This is a genomic window from Blautia sp. MSK.20.85, from assembly GCF_013317245.1.
GTDB lineage: Bacteria > Bacillota > Clostridia > Lachnospirales > Lachnospiraceae > Blautia_A.
Genome location: NZ_JAAIUN010000022.1, coordinates 40,304 through 60,940 on the forward strand (window position 1 = coordinate 40,304; position 20,637 = coordinate 60,940).

Below are 20,637 nucleotides of genomic sequence, written 5' to 3' on the forward strand. Positions count from 1 at the left end.
CAGCGATTTCCTTTCTTTATGAAATCGTTACATCATATCATATTGTATATATATCTTCCGGAATCCGGAATTTATCTCTATATATTTCTCCAGCTTTTCTCTGACTGCCGTGAGAAAACGTATATCTGTGTGCTTCAGATGGAGCACCTGGCGGTAAACATCTTTTACTTTTCCTACCGATGCAGACGCAGGGCCGATCATGTGAAGCTCCTCTTTCGGACTTACCCTGCGGATAAAAACTTCTATATAATACATGGCTTTTTTGAGAAGTTCCTCATCCTGGCAGGCGCCAAAAACTGTCATCATATGAGCTGCCGGCGGATAATCCAGAAGCATCCGGTACATCATCTCTTCTTTATAAAATTTCTCATAGTCCTGAATGGCTGCTGCCTGAATACTGTAGTGCTCCGGCTGATACGTCTGTATCACCGCATGCCCCGCCTTATTTCCTCTGCCGGAACGCCCAACCGCCTGGGTAAGGAGCTGAAATGTCCGTTCCCCGCAGTGATAATCATCCATGTTCAGTGAAAGATCTGCAGCGATCACACCTACCAGCGTCACATCCGGGAAATCATGTCCTTTAACGATCATCTGCGTTCCCACCAGAATGTCCGCCTCATGTCTGGCAAAAGCTGCCAGGATCTTCTCATAACTGTCTTTTGTCCTTGTGGTATCAAAATCCATTCGAAGGACACGGGCTTCGGGAAATTCTTTTTCCAGGACTTTCTCGATCTGCTGGGTTCCGGCTTTAAATCCACCGATATGCGGAGAACCACAGGAAGGACAGGATTCTGGTTTCGCAATTTCATATCCGCAGTAATGGCAGACCAGACGGTTGCCATTATGTTCACTTAAAGACACATCACAGTGCGGACATTTCATCACGTGCCCACATGCCCTGCAGGAAACAAAACCTGCATAACCCCGCCGGTTCAGAAACAGCATAACCTGTTCCCTGTTCTTAAGTGCATGATCCATCTGCTGTTTCAATTCCATACTCAGCACGGAACGGTTACCTTTTTTTAATTCTTCCCGCAAATCAACAATTGATACCTGAGGAAGCGGCCGTTCTTCATAACGGGCGTTTAATCGTACCAGAAGATATTCTCCGTCACAGGCATGACTGTAAGCCTCCAGTGACGGTGTTGCAGATCCCAGAACAATACGGGCATGTTCCATGCCTGCTCTCTGAATGGCTGTTTCCCTGGCATGATACCTTGGTGTATTTTCACTTTTATAGGTGGGTTCATGTTCTTCATCGATAACGATCAGTCCCAGATTGGAAAACGGGGTGAACAGCGCAGATCTGGGTCCCACCATCACCTGCACCTCGCCACGTTTCGCTCTTTTGAACTGGTCATAACGTTCTCCCTGGGAAAGTCTGGAATTCAGGACAGAAACTTTATCTCCAAACATGGCATAAAAACGCCGGACTGTCTGATAGGTAAGTGCAATTTCCGGAATCAGCACAATGGCCTGTTTTCCCTCTTCCAGTACTTCCTGGATCAGCCTCATGTAAACCTGCGTCTTTCCGCTTCCGGTCACTCCAAAAAGAAGTGCAGGTCTCGGTTCCGGTTTCTGCCATTCCTGAAAAATCTCTGCAACGGCTTCCTGCTGTTCCTGATTCAGAGAAAGTTCCCCGTCCTCTTTTACCAGTCCACTGTTTTTCGGAATGCGGTACATTTCCTGGCTTTCAATCTTTATAAGGCCCTTTTTTTCAAAAAAATCCAGGACAGAAATACTGGCTCCAAGCTCTTTTGACGCATAGGTATAATCCAAACTTCCTGCCTCCAGAATTGCCCTCAGAAATCTTTCACGAGCTTTAAAGCGACTGCCTTCCAGTTCTTCCAGAAGCTTCTGTGCATGCGCTTTCTCCCCGGTAAAAAAGATCAGCTTTTTTTCTTTGGCTCTTACTTTATCTTTTACAGGAAGTACTGTTTTCAGTGCCTGGATCATGGTAGAACCATACGTTTCTTTCATCCATGCCGCAAGTGCGATCAGTCTGGATTCCGTTGTTTCACTGTCCGTGGACACTCCCTGGATTTCCTTCGTCTTCGAGGCATCATATTTGGCTTCTGTAGAAGTTCCGATCACATAACCCTTTCGGAGTGTATTTCCCTTCCCGAACGGTACAGTAACCACAACGCCTGGTTTTATGGCCGGTTCCAGTTCTTCCGGAATGCGGTACTGAAAATCCCGGTCAACTTTCTCATGAGAAATGTCAATGATCACATCTGCATAGACCATCCGATTACGCTTTCCGATCTTCTTCCAGGATTTCCCGGATCAGAACTCTCTCATCCATCGGATATTTCTTACCCTTGATTTCCTGGTAATCCTCATGTCCTTTTCCTGCGAGGACAATGATATCTCCCGGTTCTCCATGATGGATCGCATAGGCAATAGCCTCCTTACGGTCAGGGATCTCTACATATTTACCATCGGTTTTCGCCATTCCGATCTTGATATCATCGATGATGGCCTGAGGATCTTCATCACGTGGATTATCAGAAGTGATGATCGTGAGATCTGCCATCTTGCCGGAAACCTCACCCATCTCATAGCGGCGGAGCTTGGAGCGGTTTCCCCCACATCCAAACAGGCATACCAGTCTGTGCGGGTTATATTCCTTCAATGTTCCAAGAAGGCTCTCAAGCGCCATGGCATTGTGCGCATAATCGATCATCAGCGTAAATTCGTCGGATACCTTGATCATCTCAATACGACCTTTCACCTTGGCTACTTTCAGCGCTTTGATGATATTCTCTTCAGATACTTTGAAATGACGGCAGATGGCGATGGCTGTCAGGGAATTGTAAATACTGAATTTGCCAGGAATATCGATCTCCACCGGAAAATCAAGAAGTCCCTTTACATGGTAGGAAATTCCAAGATATCCTTTTCTTCCCACCAGTTTCGCATCTTCTGCACGGAGATCCGCTTTTTCAGAAAATCCGTATGTCTCAAGCTCACAGGTATGGCCATCGATAATACGTTCAAAATGTTCATCATCACGGTTTACGATACCAACCTTACATTGTTTCAGAAGCATGGATTTACAGTGAAGATAATCATCGAAATCTTTATGTTCATTCGGTCCGATATGATCTGGCTCAATATTTGTGAAAATTCCAAAATCAAAGACAAATCCCTGGGTTCTGTGGAGCATCAGTCCCTGTGAAGAAACCTCCATAACTACCGCGTCACATCCTGCCTCTACCATATCATGAAAATATTTCTGTACCATGTAGGACTCCGGTGTGGTATTGGCAGCCGGGATATGTTTTTCTCCGATAATCGCCTCGATAGTTCCAATAAGGCCTACCTTGTATCCGGCATTCTCAAGGATGGATTTTACCATATAGGTGGTTGTGGTTTTTCCTTTTGTTCCTGTGATTCCGATGGTTTTCAGTTTCTCTGCCGGATGTCCGAACCATGCAGCGGAAATAAACGCCATGGCATAACGGGTATCCTTCACCTGAATTACCGTTACATCAGAAGGAGCTTCCACAGGTTCCTCCACAATAAGAGTTCTGGCTCCCTTTGCCACAACATCCGGCACAAATTTATGTCCGTCTACTACAGCGCCCCGGATGCAGATAAAAAGGCTTCCCTCTTCCACTTTACGGGAATCATAAACAACAGAAGAAACTTCCTGGTCTGTACTTCCCTGAAGACATTTGTATTCAAGATGTTCCAATAAGGATAAAAGTTTCATTTTTTCTCCTCCATTTCCCCGTATCCCTGCTGTCGCTTCGCGGTCAGAATACGGGAAGGCATACTATTCTTGTTTTATGTACATACCATATAGAATAGCACACCTGCCCCCTGTTTTCAACGTTTCTTTACGGTGCGCCCAACGCCTGAAACATCACTTTTTCTCTCGCATTCCGGCATATTTTCGGTGCAGCCAGAAAGCCCCCAGAGCTGTGATTGCAGCTGTCAGTGCAAGTAGAACAAGCAGTTCTGTAACTGTATCATCTCCTGTTTTCGGATGTGTGGAGGCCTCTCTTGCCATTCCTTCCTGTACAGATGTGGAATCCGGCTCTCCATTTTCTGAGATCATCTCTGTTTCCAGCGCTTGGGTGGCTTTTCCTTCCACAGTAATCTCTGCGGATGCAGTCACCTGTTTTTCACCGGTTTCCTTACTTGTCACAGAGATCTGGTTAAAAAGTTTCTGGTTTACGGTTTTTTCCGGAATCTTTACCGTTGCCTGAAGTGACACGGCTTCTCCTGGCGCTATCTGTGGGATCAGTGCCTTGGTTCTGGTGCTGTTTAACCTAATGCCTTCCTTTTCCACAAACTGTGCTTCAATTCCCTCTGCCTGAAAACGTTCTGTTCCAACAACCGAATGCAGTGTTTTTTCCCCTGTATTTATGATACAGATCTGATACGTCACGGTTTCTCCTGGAGCTGCGCTTTCCCGGTCTGCTGTTTTTTTTACGGAAAAATCCGCCTTCAAAGACTGCAGCGGACTGACCACCTCCGCCTTCCGAAAGATAGTTTCCTCCGGACGGCCTTTCACTTTTGCCCCTGCTTCCACTTTATGCTCCAGATCCTTTTCCTGTTCATTTAAAAGCGGTGCCAGAATATAAAAACTCCTCTGTTCACCGGCTTTCAACTCTGTCACTTCCGCCCTGGAGCCTTTTCCGGTAAGTCCCTGTGCTTCTTCCCACTGCTGCGTAATCTTCGGGCAGGAAAAACTGCTGGTCATCCGGATATTCTCAAGATCCAGAGCCCCTGTATTCGCAAGATCTACCCGATAACGGATGGTTTTTCCGGCTTTCATTTCTTCTGTCTCGGAAGTTACAGAAAGTATCATATCTGCTTTTGCAGCTTCCACAGTAAGAATTGGAGAAATTCCTTCCGCAAGAATCTGAGTACTTCCGTTTTCTTTCACCAGAAGAGCTGTTCCCGCACCATCACAGTCTTTCTGCAGCGGTTCATCCTGCACCAGCAGATAACTGGTTTCTTCCACCGGATATCTGTATTCTTCCCGCAGAGACAGCGGAATCTGCAGCAAAATAGATTCCTCATGGAAATTTTCCGTTTCTATCTTATATACCAGTTTTGTGATTTCCGTATCTTCGCCTTTCTGATTTTTCACCGGTATCTGCTGTGTCTGTACATTTTCCGGAAGTGATGTTGTTTCCGGGGAAAAATATTCCGAGACATACACCACGCAGGTCACTGGTTCCGGTTCCACGTCAGGATTTTTGTTTTCCCCGGATTCCTCTTCCGATTCTTCTTCTGGCATTTCCTCCGTTTCTTCCGGATTTTGATCCTCTTCCGTGACTTCTTCGTTTTCCAGTATCATGGCAGAGCTTTCATTCTCTACATCTTCTCCTCCGGACGTCGTTCCCTCCTGTGAGCCCTCACTCTCTTCCTCCTGCGTTTCATTCTCTTCGTATACTGTTTTCCCGGATGCCAGCTCCTCCATGTACTCATCTTCTTCCTCCATTTCCTGCTCATTTTCCGGTTCTGTTATTTCCGACAGGTTCTCATTGCCATCCGAATTCCTTCTCTCCATTATCCAATCCTTTAATCCCGTGATCCGGATATCCAGCTCTGCCATTCCCTTCTCTCTGTCTGTCCAGAAACAACTCTGCTCCACTTTCGGGTTCGGCCCTGACTGAAATGCAGATGCCAAAACGGTTCCCGGCTGAATATTTCCCACCAGTACAGTTCCCGCAGTTGCAGCTGCAATTGAAGTTCTCCTTATCTGTTTCCATATTCTGTTTTTCATTTCAATTCTCCATTTCTGCCTGCTATGGCATTATCTTTTACACATTCACATTTAACAGAAGCTTACTTTTCCACAGACAAAGGCATCCCTCCCCGGCAAAACGGTGCATAACCGTCAGAAAAACAATATTTATCAGTAAAAATAGGATTTCTGCATCGAACTGATGCGTGAATACATTCCGCAGAGCGCGGAAATTAGACTCTTTCAATGTAGCACATTCCTCAAATGGGCGCAACCAGATATAAAAATTATAAAGTTTGTTTAAACTTTCTTTATAAATTTTCGATTTCTTTTAGATTGCCGACATAATTTAAACATATTTCCTCTATATAATAGGTCTTGGATAGATGAAAAACCACTCTCTATCTCCCCCCTCAAAAAATAGTAGGAAATGAACCGCCTGACCGAATCAGGCGGTTTTTCCTTGTCTGAAAATTCACGGCCTGACAACTATCTGTAAACCGTATTCATCTAAAATTCTATTGCATTTCCAACATAGGTCTTTTATAATGAAATATAATACTCGTTACTATTGAACAGTAACCAATTTTAAAGAGAAATGAGGTATTTCCTATGAGCGAAAAAACTGTAGTAGTTGCATTAGGCCACCGAGCACTTGGTACCACACTTCCTGAGCAGAAAACAGCCGCCCGACTTGCAGCCAAGGCAATCGCAGACCTGGTTGAAGAGGGAACCCGCGTGGTAATCTCCCACAGCAACGGTCCGCAGGTAGGGATGATCCACACCGCAATGAATGAATTCGGCAAGGCACATCCTGATTATACATTTGCACCAATGTCCGTATGTTCTGCCATGAGCCAGGGTTATATCGGCTATGACCTTCAGAACGCCATTCGTGCGGAACTTATTTCCAGAGGAATCTATAAACCTGTCAGCACCATTCTCACACAGGTTGTCATTGATCCATATGATGAAGCATTTTCCGAACCGGAGAAAATCATCGGTCGTGTCCTGAATGCAGAAGAAGCAGAAGCCGAGGAAGAAAAAGGAAACTTCGTCACAAAAGTAGGGGAAGGACAGTACAGAAGAATCCTTGCAGCACCGAAGCCACAGAAGATCGTGGAGATCGAGACCGTGAAGGTTCTTTCCCAGGCAGAGCAGATCGTTATCGCAGCAGGCGGTGGCGGAATCCCGGTTCTTGAGCAGGGTACCCAGCTGAACGGTGCCAGTGCTATCATCGAGAAGGACCGTGCAGCAGGACTTCTTGCAGAGGAACTGAACGCAGATACTCTGATGATCCTTACAAGTGTTGAAAAGGTAAGCCTTAACCACAACACCGATCAGGAATCTTATCTGGATACCATCTCCACAGAAGATGCGAAGAAATACATTGCAGACGATCAGTTCGCTGCAGGCTCCATGCTTCCGAAGATAGAAGCAGGTGTTTCCTTCGTTGAAAAAGGCACCGGACGCCGTACCATCATCACCGATATGGCTCACGCCAAAGACGGATACTGTGAGAAAACAGGAACCATCATTAAATAATTATCTATAAACACAGAATATAAAGTGAAATATAAATATCCACTTTGCCATGACAATATCCCGCAGAGAACTGCTGATCCTGCCAGCAGCTCTGCGGGATATTTTTTATACCGGAAAACTGGCGCAAAAAAACACAGATACAGCGCATAATGCCATATCTGTGTATTTTTATAATCTATGTCTTAATCTGTATCCGTTCAGACAGGCATCAAAAATCCATACTTTACTGCCTGGCTCCGCATCAGAGAACGGTTCCTCTGCCAATCTGTCCGGCCATTTTACATGGATTTTCGCTCAGCGATCTCCGCCATCTTCGCCTCATTCAGACGGGTATCTCCATGAACACGGCTGTAGGAAAGATATCCGTTCATACGGTCGATCTTCGTCAGGTTTCTGGAACCGCAGACCGGACACACATCCATCTCCAGCTCCTCGTGACCACAATCATCACAGTATGCGAGAGAAAGGTTCACGCCCTCATAATACCCCAGATCCATGGCTCTACGGATCAATGTACGGATGGCTTCTTTATTGTAGCCGATCGGATAACGTACATACTGAATCTTACCGCCATTGCAAAGCTCCCAGAAACGACCCTCCAGATCCTGTTTCTCGATCGGGGTTACATCCTCGGTTACATGGCAGTGGAAACTGTTGCTCACATATGGTCTGTCAGAAACACCCTCAATGATTCCGTACATCTTACGGAACTGTTCTACCTGAAGGCCGCAGAGACTCTCTGCCGGTGTTCCGTAGATTGCGTAAAGATAGCCATCTTCCTTCTTGTACTGATTTACCTTGTCATTGATATATTTCAGGACTTCCAGAGCAAACGCACCATCCTCTGCAATGGATTTTCCATTGTAAAGCTCCTGCAGCTCATTAAGTGCTGTAATACCAAAGGAAGCTGTCATCGGCTTCAGGATCTTGCCGATTTTTTCATTCGGTTTCAGATGTCCACCGTAGAAACCACCCTCACAGTAGGCAAGAGGATTGGTAGACGCACGCATCTGTCCCAGATACTCATACGTACGGATATGCAGATTACGGATCATTTCCAGATAGAAATCCAGAACTTCATAGAAATCTCTGCTCTCCGCCCTGGCCTTGGCAAGGATCATCGGAAGATGAAGGCTTACCGCACCGATGTTAAAACGGCCCACAAAAACAGGCGTATCATTCTCATCTGCCGGTTCCATGCCGCCACGCTCATACCACGGACTTAAAAAAGCACGGCATCCCATCGGGCTGATGACTTTTTTGTATTTCTTGTACATGCTGGAAATATAGCCTGCTCCGGACATGGACAGCCAGTCCGGATACATGGTCTTGGAGGAGCACTCCACACCAGCCTCAAAAATATCCTCACAGCACTTTCCAGGACCGTGGATCTCTTTGTCATAGAGGAATACGATCTTCGGAAACAGTACCGGTTTCTTATGTCCGGCTTTTCCCTGGCCTCCCTGATGAACTTCAAGGAGAGAAACCGTACACATCTTCTCAAACTGCTCAGTTCCAAGACCAAGTGTTACTGTAACAAACGGATAATCGCCTCTGGAAGAACCAACCGTATTCAGCTTATACTCAATTCCCTGCCATCCCTGGTCATAATCCCTGCGGACTTTGTCAAGGGCATACTCGATCGCACGTTCCTCGCGGCCGCTCCAGCTCTCATCGGAGTATTTCAGAAATTCGGAAATATATTTATCATAGCTCTTCTTCGCATACGGTGCCAGGATCTTATCAACTTCCGGAACGGTAAAACCACCGTACTGCTGCGCCGCTGTGCTGAGGATGATATCGCCCATAACATCAAAGGCTGTGTCCAGAGTCTTCGGCTCATTATACCAGACATTACCCATCTCAAAACCGCCGCTTAAAACAGCTGCCACATCAAACAGACAGCAGTTCATAGTATCCAGACGTGCAGACTGATCATGAATATAAATATAACCGTCCTTACATGCCTGAAGCTCATTACGGTTCATAAAGAACTTCCGGTAAAGCTCCTTGTTCAGCTCATTAAAGATCAGGCTTCTCTTGGTTGCAACAAGCGCACTGTCTGTATTGGCATTGCTCTTATCACCGATGTAGCGGATGGCCTGGCTCTTGGTGTAAACGTCATCCATCATGTGGATGAAATCCAGCTTGTAATTCCGGTAATCGCGGTAGCTCTTGGCAACTGCAGGATTCACCCGCTCCAGTGCACCCTCCACGATGTTGTGCATCTCCTGGATCTCGATCTCATTTTTCCCAAGGGAATCCGCATGCTCCTGAGCAAAACGGCAGATAAAATCCTTCTCCTCATCGGAAAAAGTATAAAGGATACGCTCTGCTGATTTATTTACGGCAGCCACGATTTTCTGAGGATTAAACTCCTCTCTTGTTCCGTCTTTCTTAATCACATATAACATGACTCATCTCTCCCGAATACTATATATAGTATTGTTATTCTCTATATCTTGGTTTTTTTCTATATATTGTGCTAGGCATGAGTATACCACAGCTGGGAGGAAAAGAAAAGGGGTATTTCTGTATACAAGAAAATACAGACTCTTAGCACCGCATGATCTCACTGCGGAAATATTCTTACAAATTCATTCTGATCCATTCTACGATAAAATCCCATAACTGGGGAAACAAAGCAACCAGTGCCACTATAAGCCATATGATCCAGCTTATACTGTTTCTTTTCCGTCCTTCGTTCTGCTGCTTTTTCCCCTGGTTTGGAACTTCTGTACGGTTCCTGTCTGCCGTTGTTTTATTCATGGTGTTACCTGCCGGTACGGTCTTCCTTACAGTTGCAGCTGCATTTCCTGTATTTCGATTTCCATTTGGATTCCGGTTCGCACCTGCATTCCGGCCTGTATTCATATTCCGGCCCGTATTCATATTCTGGCCTGCATTCGTATTCCGGCCCATATTTGTACTCCGGTTCACTCTGCCGCCGCGCTGTGCTGTTTTGTCCACAGTTTGTCCATACTGTCGCATCATATCCCGCACTTTTGCGGAAGCATGCCTGTAATGTACATCCCGGGGTTCATTAAGATGGTAGAGTATTTCATCATTTCTGTAAGGCATCCCGCACAGCGAACACCTGCCATTTACAACCCTGCCGCCACAAACCTGACACTTCTCACCTGCCATAAACTCCCTCCATTCTGTCCGTTAAAACGGACATTCACATTTCTTTTTATCAATCGGACATTCGCATTCTTTCCTGCTGTATGTCCCTGAATGCGATCGCTTCACAATTTACATTCAGTATATCATATCACGCTCTCAATACCCAGTATTTTTCCCTGGTCCGGGACCGGACTTCACATCTCCTTATATTGCCACCCTGGCCATTTTCTGCTATAATACCCCACAGAGCAATAAGCCCAAAAATCATCAGGAGGAGCCGATAATGAACACAATCACAATCCCCGCAACCTATCATGCAGACCTCAACCTCCATGACACACAGATTGCGATCAAAACAGTAAAAGATTTCTTCCAGCAGACACTCTCCCAGAAGCTTAATCTTCTCCGAGTATCCGCTCCAACATTTGTAGCACCGGAATCCGGCCTTAATGACAACCTTAACGGTGTAGAACGCCCGGTAAGCTTTGATATCAAGGCTATCGAAGGCAGCAATGCCGAGATCGTACACTCCCTTGCGAAATGGAAACGCTACGCTCTGAAAAAATATGGTTTTTCTCACGGTGAAGGCCTCTACACAGATATGGTAGCGATCCGCCGCGATGAAGATCTGGACAATATCCACTCTGTTTACGTAGACCAGTGGGACTGGGAAAAGATCATCTCCAAGGAAGAGCGCACTATGGAAACTCTCAAGGAGACCGTACGCACCATCTACAGTGTCCTTCGTAAAACTGAGAAATACATGGCTGTACAGTACGACTACATCGAAGAAATCCTTCCGAAAGACATCTTCTTCATCACAACGCAGGAGCTTCTTGACATGTATCCGGACTGCACACCAAAGGAACGTGAATACAAGATCGTCCGTGAAAAAGGTGCCGTATTCCTTATGAAAGTCGGAAAAACCCTCACAAACGGAGAGCGCCACGACGGACGTGCCCCGGACTACGATGACTGGGAACTGAACGGTGATATCCTTGTATACTATCCGGTACTTGACATTGCACTTGAGCTTTCCTCCATGGGAATCCGTGTTGACGAGGTTGCGCTTGACCGCCAGCTTACAGAAGCAGGCTGCGATGACAGAAGAGAGCTTCCTTTCCAGAAAGCCATCCTGAACAAAGAGCTTCCGTACACCATCGGTGGTGGTATCGGACAGTCCAGAATCTGTATGTTCTTCCTGCGTAAAGCGCACATCGGAGAAGTACATGTATCTCTCTGGCCAAAAGAAATCACAGATGCTGCAGAGGCACACGGACTTCAGCTTCTCTAAAACATCTTGCAGATTTATTTATAATTTTTGCGGAAATGAGGTAATAACGTGAACATTCTGTTTTTTCTGATTCCCAAAAGCGAAGTCGCCTACATCTTCGAAGATGAGACCCTTCGCCAGACCCTTGAAAAAATGGAGCACCGCAAGTACTCCTGTATTCCCATTCTCACCATGGACGGCAAATATCTCGGCACCATCTCAGAGGGCGACCTTCTCTGGGGCATGCGCCGGGCAGACATTCACGACATCAAGGAAACAGAGGGCGTTCCCATCATGGCAATCCCACGCCGTGCCACCTATAAACCGGTCCACGCAGATTCCAATATGGAAGATCTCCTGGACCGCGCCATCAATCAGAACTTTGTGCCGGTTGTGGACGACCAGGGAGCCTTTATCGGAATCATAACCAGAAAATCTATCATCAAATACTGTTACAACGAAATGAAAGCCGCACAGGGCGCTGCTGAGGAATAAACTCAGCCACCAGCGCCAAACAACAAAAACAAGGCTCCGGTTCCCGGCATAAAGCGAACATTCTCATTCCGCTTTCCGGGAACCGGAGCCATATTTTATTCAGACAGACATTTTCACTTCAGGCAACAGTTTTGCAGTTTCTGTGCCATTCTTTATCTGATTCACTCAGACCTTCATCAGATCACTCTCACGATATTCAGCTTCTCATCTGCAAGTACCATATCCGCACGTTTTCCAGGCACAAGAGAACCCACCTCTCCATAGATGCCAATGCTCTTTGCAGGATTTCTGGTAGCTGCAAAAATCGCTGTATGTTCCGGCACGCCCATTGCGATCACGCACTGCATACATTCATAGAGGTTGGTTGCGGAACCGGCAATGGTGCCATCCTCAAGAACTGCTTTACGGTTGTTCATGATAACCTTCTGGCCGCCCAGCTCATAAACACCGTTTTCCATTCCTGCTGCCATCATGGAATCGCTGATCAGTACGATCCGTTCTTCCCCGAACATCCGGAATGTATTTCTTACTATAGCCGGATGAATATGAATCCCGTCTCCGATCATTTCTGCCATACACAGCGGATCATCTGCCGCTGCCGCGATCACACCAGGCGCACGGTGTCCAAGCGGATTCATGGCATTGTACAGATGAGTTACATGATGGGCACCCTTTTCCATGGCTTTTGCCGCACAGTCGTAATCCGCGCCTGTATGGCCGATGGAAATCACCACATCATCTTTAAGTGCTTCAATAAACGCCTCTGCACCTTCCATATTCGGAGCCACAGTCACAACCTTTATCATTCCGCCGGAAGCTTCCTGACATTCCCGGAAAAATCTGATGTCCGGTTTGCGGATATATTCCTCTACATGTGCCCCCTTTTTCGCAGGATCCAAAAACGGTCCCTCCATGTTCAGGCCCACGATCCTGGCACTGCTGTCATCCTGCTCCACTTCTGTCGCGGAAGCAAAAATCCGGATCAGCTGTTCCATCGGAAGTGTCATTGATGTAGGACAATAGGAAGTAATTCCATGTGCTTTCTCATACTTGAGGATTTTTTTAAGGCCGGTGGCATCTGCATCTGAAAAATCATGTCCCACAGCACCATGGCTGTGAATATCCACAAGTCCCGGCAGAACCTTCAGGCCCGAAGCGTCAATTTCTTCTTTATCAGATACTTCCTCCTCACTGGAAACAATTCTGCCATTTTCCACATAAAGATCCATCTTCCGGTAACTGCCGTCTTCCTGAAAAACATTTCCATTTCGAATAATCATAGTTTTTTCCCTCTCCATTGTTTTTTATAAAAGTCCTTTTCACTGATCAGACTCCATATTTCCCCTTTTATCACTTTTCTTTCTGATTGTTCATTATAGCACATTTTTATCTTAAAATCTGTCATACAGAAAAAAACTGATATTTTCCTCCGGCAATTTTGTACCAGATATGGAAAATATCAGTTTTCAGTAATTGAAATTTATAAGGTTTTTGAAAGGAACTCACGAAGTCTCTTGTTCTTTGGATTGGCAAAAAATTCCTTCGGGGAATTCTCCTCCTGGATCTTTCCCTCATCAATGAAAAGAACTCTGGTTGCAACCTCGCGGGCAAATCCCATCTCATGAGTTACCACAACCATGGTCATACCGGATTTTGCAAGCTCCTTCATCAGTTCCAGAACCTCTCCGACCATCTCCGGATCAAGTGCGGATGTAGGCTCATCAAACAGCATCACATCCGGGTTCATGGCAAGGGATCTTGCAATGGCGATACGCTGCTTCTGTCCACCGGAAAGCATGTCCGGATAAGAATCTGCCTTGTCCGGAAGTCCGACACGCTTGAGAAGCTCCAGAGCTTTTTTCTCTGCTTCTTCTTTGCTCATCAGCTTCAAAGTTACCGGTGCCAGCATGATATTCTCTTTTACGGTTTTATGCGGAAAGAGATTAAACTGCTGGAATACCATTCCGATCTTCTGTCGGTGACGGTTGATATCTACCTTCGGATCTGTGATATCAGTTCCCTCAAAAAGGATTTTTCCCCCGGTTGGCTCCTCAAGAAGATTCAGCGAACGGAGAAATGTGGATTTACCACAGCCGGACGGTCCGATGATGGCTACTACTTCACCGCGACGGATCTGTGTGGTGATCCCGTTAAGGACCTGATTGCTGCCGTAGGCCTTCTGAAGTCCCTGCACGTCAAGAAGTACCTCATTACTTACGCTCATTGTTTCTCAGCCTCCTCTCAAGTCTTCCTACAAGGTATGTAAGGAAACAAACGATCACAAGATAAATTGCCGCTACTGCAAGCAGCGGGAACAGGGCACTGTAGGTCTGGCTTCGGATGATATCTCCGCCACGGGTCAGATCTGTAAGACCGATGTAACCACTGATGGAGGTCTCCTTCAGAAGTACGATCATCTCATTTCCAAGTGCCGGAAGGATATTCTTTACGGCCTGTGGAAGAATGATCTTGGTCATAGTCTGTGTATAGTTAAGTCCAAGGCTTCGTCCTGCCTCAAACTGTCCCTGATCAATGGACATGATACCGGAACGGACGATCTCTGCCACATATGCTGCGGAGTTCATTCCAAACGCAATGATGGCAACGATCACTTTACCCGGATCTACGGTAGCAAAAATAACATAGTAAACGATCAGCAGCTGTACCATGGTTGGTGTTCCACGGATCACAGTCAGGTAAACTCTGCAGATCACATTAAGGATCTTAAGTTTCCCCGTCTTATCATGTGTGGAACGGACAATGGCAATCAGAAATCCCAGAAAAACGCCAAGCAGCACCGCAAAGAATGTAATAATGATGGTGTTTTTCAGACCGGATACAATAAACTGCCAGCGGCTGTCGTCCAGAAAATTAAACTGAAACTGTTCAATAAGACTCAAAATTTCCACCCTTTCCAAAACTACAGGTTCCGAAATCCGGAAAAGTCCCCCGGATATCCGGAACCTGCGTGTAATTTTTGTAATTTTTCGTCAAGCGGATATTCGCGATCCGCATTCGCTACTTGCTCATAACTCAGTAAACTGCCAAGCAATTTATTGAGTTAATTTATTTCTGTACGATGATAACCTGCTCTGCGGTTGTATATGGATCTGTGAAATCAATGCTCTTCTTACGATCCTCTGTTACAGTCATTCCTGCTGCGCCAAAGTCAGCTTTTCCGGATTTTACTGCATTTACGATGGCATCAAATTCCATATCCTCAACCTTCAGATCGTATCCAAGCTTATCACAGATTGCCTGTGCGATATCAACGTCGATACCTACGATATTATCTCCGTCATAATATTCATATGGCTGGAATGTTGCGTTCGTTGCCATGGTCAAAGTTCCCTTGGAATGATCTGCATCCTTCGGAGTCTCATATGGAGTCTTGCCTGCATCATCACCGATGTAGTTGTCTCTGATGGAATCCAGTGTTCCGTCATCCTTAAGCTCTTTCAGTGCGTCGTTGAATTCTTTGGTAAGATCTGTGTTGTCCTTGGAAATACAGATCGCATACTCCTCTTTATCAAATACGTTATCGATAAGCTTAAGATCATCATTCTTATCAACGAACTTCTTGGCCGGCTCGCTGTCGATAACCACGCAGTCGATCTTGCCCTGTTTCAGAGCCATTACTGCATCGTTACCTTTATTATATCTCTCTACTGTTGCATCTTTGATATCTGTAGCGATGGTGTCACCGGTAGTTCCAAGCTGAACACCGATCTTCTTTCCGGTAAGATCATCTGCGCTCTTGATCTCATCTGCTGCAAAAACAGCGGATGTCATGGATACTGTCATAGCTGCCGCAAGTGCAAGTGCCATAAATTTTCTCTTCATTTTTTCTTCCTCCTGAATTCTCTTGTACATCGCGAAAGGGGCTGCTTCTTTCTCTTAATGCAGCAGCGCATTTCGCGATGTACAGCATAATTATGCATCTCCGTGCATATTGCTTTGTTTTATGATACCATGTTTCTGACAAAATGCAAGCACATAAAATCCATAAATCCGAAATTCCCCTTCTATTTTATGGGAATTCCATGGGGAAAATTCACTTTTCGATAACAATTATCCAGTATACTATACTATCAGAGACAGCAACTGGAAAAAACTGGCGTGTTTTTTCCATGCGGGTCTTGTGCTCCAACAGAAAAACCAAGTATAATATTCAGAAACAAGAGGAGGTTATCATTATGAAATTCACGAAAATGCACGGCATTGGAAACGATTATGTATATGTAAACTGTTTTGAGGAGACTGTCAAAGATCCTGCCGCAGTGGTGAAATTTGTCAGCGACCGCCACTTTGGCATCGGTTCCGACGGTCTGATCCTGATCCGCCCGTCTGAGATCGCAGACTGTGAGATGGATATGTACAACCTGGACGGATCCCAGGGCGCCATGTGCGGAAATGGTATCCGCTGCGTTGCCAAATATGTCTACGACCACGGCATTGTGGACAAAACATCTTTAAGCATTGCCACAAGAAGCGGTATTAAATATGTAGATCTTACGATCCGCGATGGCAAGGCTTCCATGGTAAAAGTCAACATGGGCTCCCCGATCCTCACTGCAAAAGAGATCCCGGTGGTTGCCGAAACCGAGCAGGTGATCAACGCTCCCATCACCGTTGACGGAAAAGAGTATCATATGACTGCAGTTTCCATGGGCAATCCTCACGCCATCATCTACGTAGATGATGTGGACAGCCTTGACCTGGAAAAAATCGGCCCGTCCTTTGAGAATCACGTTTGCTTCCCTGACAGGGTCAACACCGAGTTTGTTCAGGTGATCGACCGCCACACCGTTAAGATGCGTGTCTGGGAGCGCGGCTCCGGAGAGACTCTCGCCTGCGGCACCGGCGCCTGTGCAGTCACAGTCGCTTCCATCCTCAACGATAAAGTTGACGGCAGCAAACCGGTAACCGTACAGCTCCTTGGCGGAGACTTAAATATCTCCTGGGAAAGAGACGAAAATCTCATCTACATGACCGGTCCGGCAACTACGGTGTTTGATGGGGAAATTGATCTTGGGTTTTTAGGTGAATAAATAAATGGAAATGGAGGGAGCTTTTGGGAGCTCCCTCCATTTCCATAACTGCCTCTTTTAATTTCAAAATAATTCCGGTTCATTTTCTATCAAATCTTCTGCAAGATATTTTGCATCCATATTTTCTATTCCATAGCTGTCATTTAAAATCTGCTCAGATAGTCTACTGGAATAATAAATATCAAGTGCTTTTCGTAAATCAATCCCTTTCATCTCCGAAATTGTATTAATAATATCATTTTCCAAATTCTGTTTATAAAATTCTTCCAGTTGCTTTTTATTTACCATTACTATTCACCTCATATGCCTTTTGGAAAGTAAGAAGGCAATCCAACGCCTCCTGCTTTACAATACATATTTGATTATTCATTTTGTAATATCTTAATTCATTCAAAACTTTTTCTTTATTCCACAATCCTCTAAAATACATATCTACGGTTTTGAACACATCATCATCCGCAACATTTCCGATGATAATATCATATTCTTTATTCAGCGACTGCCCTTTTCTACATGCACATACAAAATCAAGCCATTTTTCATTTTCCTTTTCAAAAGATAATACTCTAAAGCCACTCCATTCTTCAGACAACTCATAAACATTAACTATCGCAGTTTTTTTCTGTCGCATACCTTTTCGAACTGCCCATTTCTTTGCCTGATTTTCGAATGTCGTAATATAAAATCCTCTGCCAAAATCCAAATACTTTTTTGAATGAACTACATCTGGATTTTTTATAATTTCTGTTGATCCATGATATACAATCATACATTGACACCTTTTTCTTTCACAAAATCTGTAATGTCTTCCACCAAATATTCTTTTCCCTGTGTATGAAGCACATCATAACATTTAATAATGTAATCATCTAAAATCCCTGTTGAATTTAATATTTTATATACTTTGGCCGGAGACATCTTCCATTTATCTGCGAGACTGTATATCATAAATATTGAAAAGCTTAATTCTTTTTTATTACACATATGCATTCCTCCTTTTGCACGTTCTGATAAAACGGAAGAATTCTTCCTCACTTCTACATATTTTTTTCCTGAATATCAATAATAGAAAAGACTCTGTCATACCGGAGATCCAAATCTGCAGACCAACGGATGAATTTTTCTCTTCTTTCATTGCATTGGTCAACATCTTATCACCTCTCATTCTCTATTGTTTTACTGCCGTTTTCTTTATTATAACCTGAATATTTCTCCCCTACAATATAAAAGAGGGAAAATCCAATCTGCAAGAAATACAAGCATTCCTCAGAAAAGATTTTCCCAGTTATAGTTTGTTTGTCTTAATTTATTTCTTTTATTTTGCGGTTACAATGGAATAGAAGAAGCTCTGACGAGCTCCCTCCTGGCATATTATACTTCCGTTATATTTCTGCATCTCCCCCTGCAAAGCGTCTCAGTTCTCCGGACATTTTGCGGTAGATATCTTTGTAGTGTGACTTGGGGGATACCTGTTTAATATTTAATTCGCTGCTTTTCTCATTGAATATCGCCCCCAGACGGTACCGGTTCCTGTACATGAGCAATCCATTTGCTTCTTCCAGAATCTGTTTTGCAAGCAATGAATCTGTTCTTCTGCAGAAAATCACAAATGTAAAGTATATTGGCTGTTTTTTCTCTTCTTTTCCAATATTTTCCTTCCAGAATTCCCCGAAAAAATCATTCAGCTGTTTTGTATGCTCGTCTTTCAAGGTTTCTGTTTCGATCACGTACAATATATGGACTTCTGAGGCCTCCGCTTTTTTATAAAAAACAGCATTTCCCTGATCTGAAAAATCGAATTCCCGCTCTTTTTCATAGCCATCCGCTACACAGGATTTCTTTATATTTTCTTTTACATGGTCATCTTCTTCATATGGATATATACTTGCACAGGTCCGTGGTAAAACCTTCAGCTCATTCGGCCAGACATAATAATGATCCTGACCCACAAAACTGAATGGCTTCCAGACTTTATCCCTGCCTGCGTAATATCGGAAACTTCGGTGATAGATCATCATATAATAACTCCATGTAACTACATAGCCAATCAAAATCACCAAAAAAGAGACACAGGAAATACGTAAAAAGCTGCACATATACACAGCTACAATTTCAAAATCGCTGAACACAAACCGCTGTGACAATATAAATGCAATTTTGGACATAATTGCAAGTACCAGCGTAACCGCCTGCCAGAAAAAAATTCCTCTCTGATATGCGGCCCATTTGGATTTCTGAGATTTTTCCCGCATAAATCCCATTGCATACAAAGGATTCTCTTCCCCAAAACGGTTTGCAAATGGTTCAAATCTGAGATATCCAAACTTTCGAACAGCAATTATATACCCTACTACAGTTGCCATAAGCTGTTTTGTAGTATCATTGCCCAATTTCATAAAAAGAAATATATCATCCATAAGATATGCAATAACGAGTATTGCTATTAATGTTGGAATATTTATGTACTCAATAGAAAACATAGTAATCCCCCACGATATTTCTGATCAGGCAAACGGTAGTAATCTACATTCACTGCTTGCCATCACCCGTTTCGTTTTCAATTTCTTCTTCCTTTTCCTCCACCACCTCAACTATATCCAACAACTCCCTACGCATCCGAACATATTTAGATTTCTGTTTGGAATGTAGAAATGGCGGCATGAGCTTTACCTTCTGCTCTTCCATGCCCCAGCTTATATCTTTCACATCAAACCAGAAGACACCGTATATTTCTTTCATTCCAGGATCTTGTTCCTGCTTGCTTCGCCTGAACTTTCGAAGTGTTTTTCTTATTTGATAGATATCTTTATTCGTTATCATCGAAGTTTCTGCAAAAGCAAGGATGTTCAGATTTTTTCCTTCTGGCTTTTCATAAAAATCCCAGAACTTCCGGTCTTCTTTATCCCAGTATATCTTTTTGGATGTTGGTGCAGCATTTCTTTCAAAGTCAGATAATATGGATTGTCTTACTTTTTCTGGTTTGTATATATCTCGGTAGCTTCTTTTATAGATTCTTGCGTACCTTGCATATTTTGTATAGATTACGCTATAATAAATATCCACCGATACCCATCCTATGATAATCATAATAAAGTATACAAACATAGTATTTTCCGCTTGGTGTCTGACTTACTGTTACAGATTTCAGGCTGTATTCCTCTGGAATAATCCTGTGCTGTTTTAAGTGGACTTGTCCAATCTTAGGCAATTTCAAACATCCATTGGATATCGTTATGTTCCCATTGATGCAGACCGTAGAATAGCTGTTTTTATTCCGCTTCTTTGATTTGAACCGTGGAAAACCTGTTTTCGGCTGTTTGAAAAAGTTCTGAAATGCCGTATCAAGGTGCCTGAGCGATTGTTGTAATGCGATACTATCTACTTTCTTTAAAAATCCGTATTCTTCCGTTTTCTTCATTGCAGCCATTTCTTTTGCACAA

19 protein-coding genes are annotated in these 20,637 nt (G+C 44.3%); 4 read left to right on the plus strand and 15 right to left on the minus strand.

The genetic code is table 11. The features are described 5' to 3' along the window. Window positions 1-27: 27 nt before the first annotated feature. From priA to G5B12_RS12045, 3 genes are all read right to left on the minus strand, one after another. Window positions 28-2,247 carry a replication restart helicase PriA gene (priA, locus tag G5B12_RS12035; RefSeq protein ID WP_174088360.1) on the minus strand — a complete coding sequence of 740 codons (2,220 nt, stop codon included), beginning with the start codon at window positions 2,245-2,247 and terminating at the stop codon, window positions 28-30. Between the two features lie 4 nt (window positions 2,248-2,251). Then, window positions 2,252-3,718, minus strand: a complete 1,467-nt coding sequence (locus G5B12_RS12040) for a UDP-N-acetylmuramoyl-L-alanyl-D-glutamate--2,6-diaminopimelate ligase (protein WP_174088362.1) — start codon at window positions 3,716-3,718, stop codon at window positions 2,252-2,254. Window positions 3,719-3,871: 153 nt separating this feature from the next. Next, a complete protein-coding gene (locus G5B12_RS12045; RefSeq protein WP_174088364.1) occupies window positions 3,872-5,746 on the minus strand; it encodes a COG1470 family protein in 1,875 nt (624 codons plus the stop codon). A 573-nt stretch (window positions 5,747-6,319) separates the two neighbouring features. Between G5B12_RS12045 and arcC the strand changes: the two genes are divergently transcribed. Beyond that, on the plus strand, window positions 6,320-7,252 hold the full coding sequence (gene arcC / locus G5B12_RS12050; protein WP_021977904.1) for a carbamate kinase: 933 nt from the start codon (window positions 6,320-6,322) through the stop codon (window positions 7,250-7,252). 278 nt (window positions 7,253-7,530) lie between these two features. On the opposite strand, the gene nrdD is transcribed toward arcC, so the two are convergent. Next, window positions 7,531-9,666: an anaerobic ribonucleoside-triphosphate reductase gene (gene nrdD, locus G5B12_RS12055; RefSeq protein WP_021977905.1), complete on the minus strand. Its 2,136-nt coding sequence runs from the start codon at window positions 9,664-9,666 to the stop codon at window positions 7,531-7,533. Window positions 9,667-9,841: 175 nt separating this feature from the next. After that, window positions 9,842-10,399 carry a hypothetical protein gene (locus G5B12_RS12060; protein WP_174088366.1) on the minus strand — a complete coding sequence of 186 codons (558 nt, stop codon included), beginning with the start codon at window positions 10,397-10,399 and terminating at the stop codon, window positions 9,842-9,844. 262 nt (window positions 10,400-10,661) lie between these two features. On the opposite strand from G5B12_RS12060, the gene asnA reads away from it, so the two are divergent. Continuing rightward, entirely contained in the window at window positions 10,662-11,672 is a 1,011-nt protein-coding gene (asnA, locus tag G5B12_RS12065) for an aspartate--ammonia ligase (RefSeq protein ID WP_021977907.1), read from the plus strand. 48 nt (window positions 11,673-11,720) lie between these two features. After that, window positions 11,721-12,146, plus strand: a complete 426-nt coding sequence (locus G5B12_RS12070; protein ID WP_021977908.1) for a CBS domain-containing protein — start codon at window positions 11,721-11,723, stop codon at window positions 12,144-12,146. A 176-nt stretch (window positions 12,147-12,322) separates the two neighbouring features. Here the strand turns inward: G5B12_RS12070 and nagA are convergent, their stop codons facing one another. From nagA to G5B12_RS12090, 4 genes are all read right to left on the minus strand, one after another. Further along, window positions 12,323-13,426, minus strand: a complete 1,104-nt coding sequence (gene nagA / locus G5B12_RS12075) for an N-acetylglucosamine-6-phosphate deacetylase (protein ID WP_174088367.1) — start codon at window positions 13,424-13,426, stop codon at window positions 12,323-12,325. A 200-nt stretch (window positions 13,427-13,626) separates the two neighbouring features. After that, complete coding sequence (locus G5B12_RS12080) at window positions 13,627-14,370, minus strand: amino acid ABC transporter ATP-binding protein (protein WP_021977910.1); 744 nt, start codon at window positions 14,368-14,370, stop codon at window positions 13,627-13,629. Next, on the minus strand, window positions 14,357-15,046 hold the full coding sequence (locus G5B12_RS12085) for an amino acid ABC transporter permease (RefSeq protein WP_021977911.1): 690 nt from the start codon (window positions 15,044-15,046) through the stop codon (window positions 14,357-14,359). Before G5B12_RS12085 ends, G5B12_RS12080 begins: the two co-directional genes overlap by 14 nt. A 166-nt stretch (window positions 15,047-15,212) precedes the next feature. Further along, complete coding sequence (locus G5B12_RS12090; protein WP_021977912.1) at window positions 15,213-15,989, minus strand: transporter substrate-binding domain-containing protein; 777 nt, start codon at window positions 15,987-15,989, stop codon at window positions 15,213-15,215. 353 nt (window positions 15,990-16,342) lie between these two features. Here G5B12_RS12090 and dapF point away from each other — a divergent pair, with 353 nt between their 5' ends. Then, window positions 16,343-17,197 (plus strand): diaminopimelate epimerase, encoded by an 855-nt coding sequence (gene dapF, locus G5B12_RS12095; RefSeq protein WP_174088369.1) that lies wholly within the window; start codon window positions 16,343-16,345, stop codon window positions 17,195-17,197. A 63-nt stretch (window positions 17,198-17,260) separates the two neighbouring features. Here dapF and G5B12_RS12100 read toward each other — a convergent pair whose 3' ends face one another. The 6 genes from G5B12_RS12100 to G5B12_RS12125 all read right to left on the minus strand — a co-directional run. Then, window positions 17,261-17,485, minus strand: a complete 225-nt coding sequence (locus G5B12_RS12100) for a hypothetical protein (RefSeq protein WP_021977914.1) — start codon at window positions 17,483-17,485, stop codon at window positions 17,261-17,263. Beyond that, window positions 17,475-17,966 (minus strand): DUF3990 domain-containing protein, encoded by a 492-nt coding sequence (locus G5B12_RS12105; RefSeq protein WP_021977915.1) that lies wholly within the window; start codon window positions 17,964-17,966, stop codon window positions 17,475-17,477. Before G5B12_RS12105 ends, G5B12_RS12100 begins: the two co-directional genes overlap by 11 nt. Continuing rightward, window positions 17,963-18,181, minus strand: coding sequence for a DUF3791 domain-containing protein (locus G5B12_RS12110; RefSeq protein ID WP_021977916.1), 219 nt, complete (start codon window positions 18,179-18,181; stop codon window positions 17,963-17,965). Before G5B12_RS12110 ends, G5B12_RS12105 begins: the two co-directional genes overlap by 4 nt. A 398-nt stretch (window positions 18,182-18,579) precedes the next feature. Then, the gene (locus G5B12_RS12115) at window positions 18,580-19,593 is read right to left on the minus strand and encodes a hypothetical protein (RefSeq protein WP_174088371.1); all 1,014 of its coding nucleotides are present in this window, start codon (window positions 19,591-19,593) and stop codon (window positions 18,580-18,582) included. A gap of 133 nt (window positions 19,594-19,726) precedes the next feature. Then, window positions 19,727-20,260 (minus strand): hypothetical protein, encoded by a 534-nt coding sequence (locus G5B12_RS12120; protein ID WP_174088372.1) that lies wholly within the window; start codon window positions 20,258-20,260, stop codon window positions 19,727-19,729. Next, on the minus strand, window positions 20,244-20,637 hold a 394-nt coding region (locus G5B12_RS12125; RefSeq protein ID WP_304488874.1), incomplete at its 5' end, for an RNA-guided endonuclease InsQ/TnpB family protein. The genes G5B12_RS12125 and G5B12_RS12120, both read right to left, overlap by 17 nt.